Source organism: Collimonas sp. PA-H2 (genome assembly GCF_002564105.1).
Taxonomy (GTDB): Bacteria; Pseudomonadota; Gammaproteobacteria; order Burkholderiales; family Burkholderiaceae_D; genus Collimonas.
Map to the genome: position 1 here is coordinate 1,229,863 of NZ_PDBX01000001.1, position 12,282 is coordinate 1,242,144.

The 12,282-nt window shown below is 58.2% G+C and carries 11 protein-coding genes; 4 read left to right on the plus strand and 7 right to left on the minus strand.

Annotated features, from left to right (window positions below; all coding sequences use genetic code 11):
* Positions 1-18: 18 nt before the first annotated feature.
* Positions 19-1,542: a leucyl aminopeptidase gene (locus BCF11_RS05565; protein WP_098493864.1), complete on the plus strand. Its 1,524-nt coding sequence runs from the start codon at positions 19-21 to the stop codon at positions 1,540-1,542.
* Between the two features lie 77 nt (positions 1,543-1,619).
* Here the strand turns inward: BCF11_RS05565 and xth are convergent, their stop codons facing one another.
* Complete coding sequence (gene xth, locus BCF11_RS05570) at positions 1,620-2,387, minus strand: exodeoxyribonuclease III (protein ID WP_098493865.1); 768 nt, start codon at positions 2,385-2,387, stop codon at positions 1,620-1,622.
* A 1,185-nt stretch (positions 2,388-3,572) separates the two neighbouring features.
* On the opposite strand from xth, the gene BCF11_RS05580 reads away from it, so the two are divergent.
* From BCF11_RS05580 to BCF11_RS05590, 3 genes are all read left to right on the plus strand, one after another.
* Positions 3,573-4,187, plus strand: coding sequence for a DUF2214 family protein (locus BCF11_RS05580; RefSeq protein WP_098493866.1), 615 nt, complete (start codon positions 3,573-3,575; stop codon positions 4,185-4,187).
* A gap of 388 nt (positions 4,188-4,575) precedes the next feature.
* On the plus strand, positions 4,576-5,025 hold the full coding sequence (locus BCF11_RS05585; protein ID WP_098493867.1) for a MarR family winged helix-turn-helix transcriptional regulator: 450 nt from the start codon (positions 4,576-4,578) through the stop codon (positions 5,023-5,025).
* The gene (locus tag BCF11_RS05590; RefSeq protein ID WP_098493868.1) at positions 5,022-6,329 is read left to right on the plus strand and encodes an MFS transporter; all 1,308 of its coding nucleotides are present in this window, start codon (positions 5,022-5,024) and stop codon (positions 6,327-6,329) included. The genes BCF11_RS05585 and BCF11_RS05590 overlap by 4 nt, the downstream gene beginning before the upstream one ends.
* Before the next feature lie 3 nt (positions 6,330-6,332).
* Here BCF11_RS05590 and BCF11_RS05595 read toward each other — a convergent pair whose 3' ends face one another.
* From BCF11_RS05595 to BCF11_RS05620, 6 genes are all read right to left on the minus strand, one after another.
* Positions 6,333-6,962, minus strand: coding sequence for a triacylglycerol lipase (locus BCF11_RS05595; protein WP_098493869.1), 630 nt, complete (start codon positions 6,960-6,962; stop codon positions 6,333-6,335).
* A 7-nt stretch (positions 6,963-6,969) separates the two neighbouring features.
* Positions 6,970-7,227, minus strand: a complete 258-nt coding sequence (locus BCF11_RS05600; RefSeq protein WP_098493870.1) for a hypothetical protein — start codon at positions 7,225-7,227, stop codon at positions 6,970-6,972.
* 48 nt (positions 7,228-7,275) lie between these two features.
* Positions 7,276-8,172, minus strand: a complete 897-nt coding sequence (locus tag BCF11_RS05605) for an RluA family pseudouridine synthase (RefSeq protein ID WP_098493871.1) — start codon at positions 8,170-8,172, stop codon at positions 7,276-7,278.
* The gene (locus BCF11_RS05610; protein ID WP_199110762.1) at positions 8,169-8,663 is read right to left on the minus strand and encodes an arsinothricin resistance N-acetyltransferase ArsN1 family B; all 495 of its coding nucleotides are present in this window, start codon (positions 8,661-8,663) and stop codon (positions 8,169-8,171) included. The genes BCF11_RS05605 and BCF11_RS05610 overlap by 4 nt, the downstream gene beginning before the upstream one ends.
* A 115-nt stretch (positions 8,664-8,778) precedes the next feature.
* The gene (locus BCF11_RS05615; RefSeq protein WP_098493872.1) at positions 8,779-10,671 is read right to left on the minus strand and encodes a propionate--CoA ligase; all 1,893 of its coding nucleotides are present in this window, start codon (positions 10,669-10,671) and stop codon (positions 8,779-8,781) included.
* A 159-nt stretch (positions 10,672-10,830) separates the two neighbouring features.
* Positions 10,831-12,282 (minus strand): bifunctional 2-methylcitrate dehydratase/aconitate hydratase, encoded by a 1,452-nt coding sequence (locus BCF11_RS05620; protein WP_098493873.1) that lies wholly within the window; start codon positions 12,280-12,282, stop codon positions 10,831-10,833.

Consider the following 12,282-nt stretch of genomic DNA (forward strand, 5'->3'; position numbering starts at 1 on the left):
CAAAAAAAGGAGTAAGTGATGGACTTTAGCATAAAAACCATTGACGCAAAAACCTCAATTGCCTCTCTGAAAGCCGGCTGTATCGCAGTCGGGATCTATGAAAACAAGAAACTCTCGCCACAAGCGCAAGCTCTTGACAAATCTGGTGAAATCACTGCTGCACTAAAGTCCGGAGATATTTCCGGTAAACCAGGCTCCACTTTGCTATTGCGCAAAGTCGCCGGCGTCGCCGCCGAGCGCGTGCTGCTGATCGGCCTCGGCCCGGACGGCGAGCTGAACGACAAGGCCATGTCCATGGCGGCTCTGTGCGTGGCGCGCGTCATCGCTACCCTGGGCGGCAACGACGCCCTGCTGGCGCTGCCGTTCGATGGCCTGGTCAAGCAAACCCCGGAACGCGACCTGGCATGGTCCATCCGCAACAGCATCCTGGTGCTGCGCGATAACAGCTATCGTTCGGATACCCTGAAAAGTAAAAAAGAGACAACACTATCCGGCGTCAAGAAAGTCATCTTCCTGGTCGCTGCCGCCAAGGCAGCTGCCGCCAAGCAAGCCGTGGCTGAAGGCCTGGCCCTGGCCAACGGCATCGACCTGACCAAGGAACTGGGCAACCTGCCTGGCAACGTCTGCACCCCGACCTATCTGGCCAACACCGCCAAGAAACTGGCCAAGGAATTCAAGCTGTCGGTCGAAGTACTGGACCGCAAGCAGCTCGAAGCCTTGAAAATGGGCAGTTTCCTGTCGGTCGCGCGCGGCGGCGGCGAAGCGCCGAAGTTCATCATCATCAAGCACCTCGGCGGCAAAGCCAAGGATGCTCCGACCGTACTGGTCGGCAAGGGCATCACCTTTGACACCGGCGGCATCTCGCTCAAGGGCGGCGCCGGCATGGATGAAATGAAGTACGACATGTGCGGCGCCGGTTCGGTGCTGGGCACCATCCGCGCCATCGCTGAACTGAAGCTGAAGCTGAACGTCATCGGCGTGATCCCGGCCACGGAAAACATGCCTTCCGGCACAGCTACCAAGCCAGGCGACATCGTCACTTCCATGTCCGGCCAGACCATCGAGATCCTCAACACCGACGCCGAAGGCCGCCTGGTGCTGTGCGATGCCCTGACCTATGTGGAACGCTTCAAGCCGGCTGCCGTGGTCGATATCGCGACGCTCACCGGCGCTTGCGTGACTTCCCTCGGCCACCACAACTCCGGTCTGTTCACCCGTCACGACAGCGCGCATGACGCCCTGGCCAACGAGTTGCTGAGCGCCGGCAAGGCGACCGGCGACACCGCATGGCGCATGCCGATCGAAGACAGCTACCAGGAACAGCTGAAGTCGAATTTTGCCGACATGGCAAACATCGGCGGCCCGGCCGGCGGCAGCATCACCGCAGCCTGCTTCCTGGAACGCTACACCAAGAAATACACCTGGGCCCACCTCGACATCGCCGGCACGGCATGGAAGAGCGGCGCGGCCAAAGGCGCTACCGGCCGTCCGGTGGCCCTGCTGACCACTTTCCTGATGAACCGCGCAGCTGCGGCCAAATAATCATTCAGTAGACAGCATGGAAAACGGGGTGTTGGCATGACTGCCAGCACCCCGTTTTTATTTCTGCAGCCGTAAAATCAGCTCAGCGTAGCAATCACCGGCGCATGGTCCGAAGGCTGCTCCCACTTGCGCGGCACCTTGTCGATCACGCAAGCGGTGCATTGCGCCGCCAGCGGCGGCGACAGCAGGATATGGTCGATCCGCATGCCGCGGTTGAGGCGGAAGCCCATCTGCCGGTAATCCCACCAGCTGAACAGCTTTTCCGGCTGCTCGAACATGCGGAAAGCATCGGTCAACTCCAGCGCCTGCAAGCGCGCAAACGCCGCCCGCTCCGGCGGCGACACCAGGTTCTGTCCCACCCAGGCCGCCGGATCGTGGACGTCGCGGTCTTCCGGTGCGATATTGTAATCGCCCAGCAGCACCAGCTTGGCGTGCTGCTGGCGCTCGCTCTGCAGCCAGTCGTGCAAGGCGTCCAGCCACTTCAGCTTGTACTGATATTTTTCCGTATCAGGCGCCTGGCCGTTGGGGATATAGGCGCACACCACCCGGATGCCGTCGATGGTGGCGGCGATGATGCGCTGCTGCAGGTCTTCGTAGAGCGGGTTGTTCTTGACCACGTCGGTAATCGGGTGGCGTGACAAAATCGCAACGCCGTTATAAGTCTTCTGACCGCTGAACACCACGTGGTAGCCGGCAGCTTCGATTTCCGCTGCTGGGAATTTATCGTCGGTCAGCTTGGTTTCCTGCAGGGCCAGGATGTCAACCGGGTTGTCGGCCAGCCATTGCAACACTTGCGGCAGGCGTACCTTGAGGGAGTTGACGTTCCACGTTGCGATCTTTTTCATTACTACACATCCTTATTTGGCGCGGGTTTCGGAGAGTATCCGGCGAATTTCAGATCTCTGGCTACCCAATTGATCCAGGTATGACTACCCAGCGTGACAGGCAGCAATGTTACCGCACCCGCTACCCGGCCGGGGCATGTCTGATCAAAGCGTCGATACTTTCAGCGGTGCCGCCCATCGCATTGTCTCTGGCGCGGATCTGACGACTGACCACGCGCGCATCAACGAACTTGCGGCGGCGACTAGGGCATAACCCGCCACGATGTTCTTGCCATCCACAGCGTAGCGCTGCAACTGAAGCGAATCATGCGGAGCCAATGCCGGCGGCTTCGGCGCTGTTGAACCTGCCGCTCGCGTATTTGCGCGTAATCAGCTAATGCCGCTGCAAAAGCATTTCTTGGCCCTTAATGACTGGATCGGGCAAGGGGTCGTGCGCTCTGACAAATACGAGTTGATTATGGCGCGCGACTTTGAGCGGCAAGTCGCCCAGCTGCAAGTCTGCCCAGTCAAACTGAGTCGCCCCACCCACTTGAGCACGGCGACGATCATCTCAACACCCTAAATTTGCCTGATAAAAGGGCGTCACGGCCGGCGATTATTTATGCAAGGAAGCCTTTGATATTCTCAATATTCAACAAATGAATTTAAGATGAATTTAAATAAATACAAATTAATAATTAATATCTTTAAATTGAAATATTATAAATAATAATTAACAAGAATAAGAAATAAATTACTCACATGAAATTGAAAATATTCAAACATAGAATATTAATTCAGCAATAATAGTTTCCATTAACAAAATCATTGAATTATTAATTGGAATTAATTTGAACTAAATCGTGATATATTCTTCAAAAATTTTCGACACGTGCCTATTTTCATTTCGTGCCGGTAATTTTATCCTTGAGCTTATATATTTCCACGCTCAGATTTTTGATGAATCCCCCTAGTGAATATACGTGTCAGCTGGGCATTTCACTATTAAATTAAAAGGAGATCGAATGCCTCAATTCCCATTTGATGGAATTAACAACTATTCGCAATAGTTTTAATTCCGCAATATTAAATATTGCTCTTTCACGAGAAATTAAAAAATGCCGTCTCTTAATTTGTAAGAATTTGTAAAATAAAAAGGCAGTTCTCATTTTATTATTATGTTTATGATTTAAATAAGGATTCCCAATGGAATTATTTCGTCTGAGTATCGTATATCTTCATCTTATCGCCTGCTGTGTAGCGATCGGTCTTGTTCTCACCAGCGACATCGCCATGGTCAAACAACTTATCAAAGGCGATACTGCAGAAAAGCAAGAAACCGAGCAATTGAACTCTCTTAAAAAGACAGTTACTCTGGCACTCGTCGCGTTATGGATAACCGGGATTGCAATCGTTTGGCTTGACGTCTCAGTCAAAGGATTTGCTGCGTATTTTTCCAATCCAAAAATGCAAGCCAAATTAACCATCGTGGCGCTGTTGACGCTTAACGGCTTCGTTCTCCACAGTGCGGTGATGCCTGCGATGGAAAAGGCGGGTTCGCTGCTGCAAATGGCATTCAATCAACGCATGCTGGCAATTTTCGCCGGAGCGGTGTCAGCCGTATCCTGGTTTTACGCAGCAATGCTGGGTGTCGGCCGTCCACTGGCCTGGAAATATTCGATAGTGCAATTGCTGGCCGCCTACCCCGCTCTGATCGTGACCGGATTCATTGCAATGGTAACGCTCACAGTTTGGTCTAAATACCGCAGCGACCTGGATTTCTCCCAGTTTGCTGAGGCGCACTCCAGAACGATGAAGTAAATTAATGTGCGTACGGGGTGCGAAGGAACAAGCGCCCTGTACGCACTTCTCCGCCCCAGAATGAGATGAAGATCTGGCGCCGTTTGCAAACGCGTGAATTGAAGGATCGGCGATCTCAGAACTGGGCGGCTCTACAAGAGCCTTGCTGCATAAATCATTCGGCGCGGGCCTGAATCGCGCGACTCGCTGCTACCGCCCCGCCCCATATCCCTTACTTCCCGGCTGCCAGGTTTAGGCACAATTACCTGATCGAAATCAGGATCCCCGTCACGGCCGCACTTCCCACCAAATATCCTGAGCTCAAATTGCAACAAGCATGTTGACAAGCGTTTGCTTCAGCAATATTATGCATATGCATCGATGTATATACATAATAAACAGGTAAAACATGCAAAGCCAATGCAGCTGCTCAACCTTGCGCCAGCTCACGCGCAAGATGACCAATATCTACGATCACTATCTTGCGGCGGATGAACTGACCATCAGCCAGTACTCTTTGCTAGCCAGGATAGGCAAATATGGGCCGATCGGCGTAATCCCGCTGGCTGCCAACATGGGCATGGACCGCAGCACCATGAGCCGCACGCTCAAGCCCTTGATCGCGCTCGGCTGGATAGCGACCGTCGACCTGCCGCTGGAGATGCTGACCGACAAGCGCTCTTTCGGCGTCAGCCTGACTGCCGCCGGCCGCCAAAAGTGGCAGGCATCCATGCCCAACTGGCGCAAGGCGCAAAACGAAATCAATGCAATCCTGGGCGACGAGACGCATCGTGCCTTGATGAATCTGGTCGACAACGCCAACCTCAAGTTTGAACAACACGAGCACTCCATCCCATGAACACCACCATCCAAGCCATCATGGCGCGCCTTCGTTTTAGCTATGTGTGGATAGTCGTCGGCATCATCTTCCTGGTTCTGCTTTCCGCTGCCGGCATCCGCGCCACGCCGTCGGTGATGATACTGCCGCTGGAGCACGAATTCGGCTGGACCGTCACCACCATCTCCTTCGTCATCTCAGTCAATATCGCGCTGTACGGCTTGATCGGGCCGTTCTCGGCGGCAGCCATGCAGCGCTACGGCATCCGGCCTATCGTGCTGGGCGCGCTGGTGCTGCTGGCGGTGGGAACCTTCGCCAGCACGTTCATGACGATGCCGTGGCATATGGTGCTGGCCTGGGGCATCCTGGTGGGATCCGGCAGCGGCGTCGCCGCCAACACGCTGGCGGCGACCATCGTCGGCCGCTGGTTCGAGACGCGGCGCGGGCTGGCAATGGGATTGCTGACCGCCAGCTCCGCCACCGGCCAGATGGTGTTCTTGCCCTTGATGGCTTACATGGTCGAGCATTTCGGCTGGCGTTCGGTGGCGATCCTGGTGGCCAGCGTAGCGGCCCTGGCGATTCCGCTGGTGGCTATCTTCCTGCCTGAGCGGCCGCAGGATATCGGCATGAAGCGTTACGGCCAGTTTGAGGACTTGCCGCCGGAAGCCGTCAGCAAAGGCAAGAATCCGCTGACGATCGCCTTTGGTGCCCTAGCCAAGGCGGTCAAGATCCGCGATTTCTGGCTGCTGTTCTTCAGCTTCTTCATTTGCGGCATGAGCACCAACGGCTACATCGGTTCGCATTTCATCGCCATGTGCGGCGACTACGGGATCAGCGCCGTAGGCGGCGCCAGCATCCTGGCCGCCATGGGCATGCTGGACCTGGTCGGCACCACCATGTCGGGCTGGCTGTCGGACCGCTACAATCCGCGCGTGCTGCTGTTCTGGTATTACGGCCTGCGCGGCATCGCCCTGATTTTCCTGCCGCATGCCTTCGGCCTCAGCTATTTCGGCTTGCCGGTCTTCGCGCTGTTTTATGGCCTGGACTGGATCGCCACCGTGCCGCCGACCGTGCGCCTGGCCAACGACGTGTTTGGCCGGCTGGCGGCGCCTATCGTGTTCGGCTGGATCGTTGCCGGCCATCAGCTGGGCGCTGCCAGCGCCACCATGCTGGCGGGTTCGCTGCGCAACAGCCTGGGCAGCTATACCCTGTCGTCGATGCTGATGGGCGCAGCCTGCATCATCGCAGCGATACTGGTGCTGCGGATCAAGGGCCATCAGACCGGCGGCGACCTGATCCCGGGCATTCCGGTGCCGGCCCGCTAAGATTTACGAAGACTTGACGGTGGCCACGATATCGCGGGCCACCTGGCGTGAATTCATGATGACGGTGTGTATGGTCGGCAGCAGATGCAGCGGCAGCGTTCCCAGCTGCACTTCGCCGACCGACAGGATGCCGTCGTTGGGCTCGTCGCCGAACGGCGTCCAGCTGCCGCGCGGTCCTTTGATGCCGGCATACACGTGCAGCGGAATAGATGGCACCGGCAGGCTGTCCATGAAATCCTGGCTGGCTAGCAGCTGCCCCATCTCACCGGTAATCAAACGGAACAGGCGCCAGCGCGACAACTTGATCGCATAGCTGGAGGCGCGGGTCGGCGGCGCTAACAGGAAGGCCATTTCCGGCGCGTGATCCAGCTGCGGCAATACGCCGCGCGTCAGCACACAGCCCAGCGAGTGGCCGACCATGATGAAACGTTCATCGCCGGCACGGCTCACAATAAATTTGCGCAGGCGCTGCAGGCAAGGCTGCCAGCGCTCGAAGGCGGCTGAATAAGCGAACAGATGGGTAGTGATGCCGGCCGCCCGCAAGCGCCTGGAGAGCAGCAGCATGGAGACCGGCGTGCGGCCCATGCCATGCACCAGGATCGCGTGTACTTTGCCGGCGGCTTGATCGCTCATGGCGCTGCTACTCTTTTTTCTTCAGCTGCTTTTCAAAAGCCACGTCCAGCTTGCTGATGCGCCTGGGCTTTTGCGGGCCGTAGGCGTTGACGAAGCGCACGAAGTCATCCAGCTCCAGCGCGTCGCTAAGCTTGACGGGCGCATCAAAGCCGGCGTTCTGCGTCAGGTAAAACAGCTCTTCCGCGGTGCGCACCATCGAATACCGTACTTCGGTGCTGCGGGCATTGAGACGTTCGACCGCCGCCGTAGCTCGGGTTGATCTCATTGCGTTCTCCTGATATTGCTCATCTGCTGGTCAATTCCTTATGTGATTTCAAAGCTGGCGCTGGCTGGCAAAATGGCGCCGGCGGCCGTCCACGGGATCGATGAAAGCAATCTCCCGTGCCAGCAGTTTCAGCGGTGCCGACCAGTCGTCGCCCTTGCAGGGATAGACATCCGGATAAAAGCTATCGTTGATAATCGGTATCCCCAATGCCGCCAAATGTACACGCAGTTGGTGCTTCTTGCCGGTCAGCGGCTGCAGACGGTACAGGCTGCAGCCTTGCCGTTCTTCGATCAGCTCGATGCGGGTTTCCGAATTGGCCTCGCCGGCCTCTTCCTGCATGCGGAAAAAAGGCGTGCCGTCCACCATGCGGCTACGATACACCAGCGGCAATGCCAGCTCCGGCCGGGTCGGTGCCAGCGCTTCATAGGTCTTGTCGACCAGCCGCTGCTGAAACAGCGACTGGTAGGCGCCGCGGCTGGCGACGTCATGGGAAAAGATCACCACGCCAGCGGTTTCGCGGTCGAGCCGGTGGATCGGCGTCAGCTGCGCCAGGCCGGTCTTCTTTTTCAGGCGCACCAGCAAGGTCTCATGCAGGAAGCGCCCGGTCGGGATCACCGGCAGGAAATGCGGCTTGTCGGCCACCAGTATCCGCTCGTCCTGATACAAGATGGTTGCTTCAAATGGAATCGGTGTCTCGGCTTCCAGCTCGCGATAGTAAAAAATACAGGTACCGCGGCGGTACGGGCTGTCCGGCGCCTGCCGCGCGCCCTTGCCGTCGACCACTTCGCCGCGCGCCATACGCTCTATCCAGGTCGCAGCGGAAATCGCAGGAAAGCGCTGCTCCAGGAACGCCAGCAGGTTCGGCCAGGTTTCCACCGGCAGCCACAGATAGCTGGGCGCCACGCCGTCGACAATCGGCAGCGGCGGCGCTGTCTCCCGTTTCATCGCAATACCCGTTGCCAATAGCCGACATCGATCCAGCGGTCGAATTTCTTGCCGACCTGGGCAAAATGCGCGACTTTGACGTAGCCCATCTTTTCATGCAGGCCGACGCTGGCGGCGTTAGGCAAGGCGATGCCGCCGATCACCGTATGCACCGGCAATTTTTCCAGTTCCGCGATCAGTGCACGGTACAACGCGCTGCCCAGCCCCTTGCCGGCGGCCAGCGGCGACAGGTACACCGAGCTTTCCACCGCGTGCTGGTAAGCTGCGCGCGCGCGCCATTTGGTGGCGTAGGCGTAGCCCAGGACCTGGTCGCCTTCGACGCACACCAGCCAGGGCAGGTTGGCTGTGATGTCGAGGATGCGCTGGCTCATCTGCTCGGCCGTCACCGGCTCGGTTTCAAAGCTGATGACGGTATCGAGGATGTAGGGATTGTAGATATGGCAGATAGCTGCTGCATCGGCGATGGTGGCCGGGCGTATGATGTGAGTCATGGCTGGGATGGATATAAAAGCAGGTTACAAGAGCTGATCCCCCATCATACCGCGCAAACCTGCATCGCCGGCGCCGCATTGCTCAAATACGCGCCATGGCATTGCCCTGATAGCCTCAGCCAAGCAAGGCTTCCTTGATCTGCTGTAACGAAGCGGGATCCTCGATCGTGGTCAGGTCGCCGGGATCGCGCCCTTCGCAGAGCGCCTGTATGGAACGGCGCAACAGCTTGCCGGAGCGGGTTTTCGGCAACAGGCCGACCACGTAGACACGTGCCGGCCGGCCTACGCTGCCAAGCCGCTGGTCCACCACGCGCATGATCTCCGCCTCCAGCCGGCCCCGTCCTTCAGCGCTGCTTTCGGCCACCTTGGGAATCACGAAAGCCACAGCCACCTGGCCCTTCAGCTTGTCCTCGACGCCGACCACCGCCACCTCGGACACATTCGGATGGCTGGAAATGCTCTCTTCAATTTCGCGCGTGCCGAGCCGGTGGCCGGCGACATTGATGACGTCGTCGGTGCGGCCGAGAATGAAGTAATAGCCATCCTCGTCGCGTATACCCCAGTCGAAGGTCGAGTAGGCCGGGCGGCCGCTGTCGGGCATTTGCGTTGTCCAATAGGTGGCGACGCAGCGCTGGTCGTCGCCGTAGATGGTTTGCAGGCAGCCCGGCGGCAGCGGCCATTCGATCACCACCACGCCCTTCTCGTTGGCGCCGCACAGCGCGCCGGTGGATTCATTCAGCAGCCGCACCTTGTAGCCATACATAGGCAGGCCGGGACTGCCCAGCTTGCTCGCCTTGTTTTCGATATTCTTGGCGATAGTCATGATCGGCCAGCCGGACTCGGTCTGCCAGTAGTTATCGATCACCGGCACGCCCAGCGCGCTGGAGATCCAGCTGGAGGTGCTTGCATCCAGCGGCTCGCCGGCCAGATAGAGCGCCTGCAAGGACGACAGGTCGTATTTTTGCATCAGCTCGGGCGGCTGCTTTTTCAATACCCGGATCGCCGTCGGCGCCGAGAACATGCGCGTGACCTTGTATTTCTCAACGATGCTCCACCAGATGCCAGCGTCGGGCCGGATCGGCAAACCCTCGTACAAAATCGTCGCCATGCCTGCAATCAAGGGGCCGTAAACGATGTAGGAATGGCCGACCACCCAGCCGATGTCGGAGGTGCAGAAAAACGTGCCGCCGCCCTTGCTGCAAAAGATGGCGTCCATCGAAGTCGCCAGCGCCACCGCATAACCGCCGACATCGCGCTGCACGCCCTTGGGCTTGCCGGTGGTGCCGGAGGTGTACAAGATATAGGAAGCCTCGTTGGATTCCAGCCAGGTCACCGGCACCTTGGCGTCCATGTGCAGCTGGCACTGCTCGGCATAATTGACATCGCGGCCGGCAACCGTATCCATCGCAGCCAGGCCGCGGTCGACCAGCAGGACGTGCTCCGGCTTGTGCCGCGCCAGCTTGATCGCCTCGTCCAGCAAGCCCTTGTAGGGCAATATCTTGCCGGCGCGCGAGCCGGCGTCGGCGGAAACGATCAGCTTCGGCGTGGCGTCGTCGATGCGGCTCGCCAGGCTGTGCGAGGCAAAGCCGCCGAACACCACCGAATGGATGGCGCCGATGCGGGCGCAAGCCAGCATGGCGAAGGTTGCCTCGGCGATCATCGGCATGTAGAGCAGCACGCGGTCGCCGCGGCCGACGCCGAGCGACTGCATGATGGCCGCGGTACGGTTGACTTCCGCATGCAGTTCGCGGAAGGAGTATGTCTTCTCTGTATTGGTTTCAGTCGAAATTGCTATCAGCGCCGGCTGTTCGCCGCGCGTCGCTACCCAGCGGTCGACCGCGTTATGGCACAGGTTGGTGGTGCCGCCGACAAACCATCTGGCAAACGGCGGCCGGCTGTCGTCGAGCACTTGCGAGAATGGATGGTGCCAGTCGATCCGGCGCGCCTGCTCGGTCCAGAACGCTGACGGTTCATCGATCGAGCGCTGGTAAAAGGTGGCGAAACTCATGCTGTCTCCTCGTTTTTTTAAAAATCGTCGGGTGGGGAAATCTTGCCCACACATTGCCGAAATTACGCGTCGGCACTGCTGCCCACACTACGCCTCTGCGGGCGCCCTCGTACAAATAAGTGCAAATAAAATTGCGCCCCGCTCTGACCGGCGCAATTTTCAGATCACATACAAGTCGACATATTCATTGACCGCCATGTCTTCCAGTTTTTTCTGATCCAGCGAGACGTCCAGGATCTTTTGTTGCTGCTTGAGCGACAACTGGCGCGCCAGGTTGATCTTGAACTTGGCTTCCAGCAGCGGGATACCCTCCTTGCGGCGGCGTGCGTGGCCGATCGGATATTCGACCACCACTTCCTTCAGCTTCTTGCCACCCTTGAATTCCACTGTCAGCGCGTTGGCGATAGAACGCTTCTTCGGATCGTGGTAATCCTTGGTGAAAACCTGGTCTTCAACGCAGACGATCTTGTCGCGCAAGACGTCGATACGTTTGTCGGCGGCGATCTTGTCTTCATAATCGGCGGCAGTCAAGCGGCCAAAAATCAGCGGCAGCGCCACCATGTACTGGATGCAGTGATCGCGGTCGGCCGGATTGTCGAGCGGTCCCTTCTTGTCGATGATACGGATGCAGGCTTCGTGGGTGCGGATGGTGATCTTCTTGATGTCGTCCACCGACAGGCCGGCCTTGGCCAGCTCCGCGTGCAGGATCATGGCCGCCTCCACCGCGGTTTGCGCATGGAATTCGGCCGGGTAGGAAATCTTGAACAGCACGTTTTCCATCACATACGATGCATATTTGCGCTGGAACTTGAATGGCTGGCCTTTGAACAGAACATCGTAGAAGCCCCAGGTCTTGACGCTCAGCACCGATGGATAACCCATTTCGCCGCTCTTGGCGATCAGCGCCAGGCGCACTGCGCGCGAAGTCGCATCGCCGGCCGCCCAGGATTTGCGCGAACCGGTATTCGGCGCGTGGCGGTAGGTGCGCAGCGGCTGGCCGTCGACCCAGGCCAGCGATACCGCATTGAGGATTTCTTCGCGGGTCAGACCCAGCATTTCGGCCACCACCGCAGTCGAGGCGACCTTGACCAGCACCACGTGGTCGAGGCCGACCTTGTTGAAGGAATTTTCCAGGGCGATACAGCCCTGGATTTCGTGCGCCTTGATCATCGCGGTCAGCACGTCTTTCATCGTCAGCGGCTTCTTGCCGGCGGCGATGGCGTTGCGCGACAGCCAGTCGGCAGTCGCCAGGATGCCGCCCAGATTATCCGACGGATGCCCCCATTCGGCTGCCAGCCAGGTGTCGTTGAAGTCTAGCCAGCGGATCATTGCGCCGATATTGAAGGCAGCCTGGATCGGATCGAGCTGGAACTGCGTGCCTGGCACTTTGGCGCCGTTAGGCACCACGGTGCCGGGGATGATCGGGCCCATCAGCTTTTTGCAAGCGGGATATTCCAAGGCTTCCAGGCCACAGCCAAGGGTATCGATCAGACAGTTGCGCGCGGTGTCGTACGCCACTTTGGAAGTGATCTTGTATTTGCTCACGTAGTCGACGATGTCGACCAGCACCTTGTCGTATTTCGGGCGGACGTTGGAGATGGGAGCCGACAT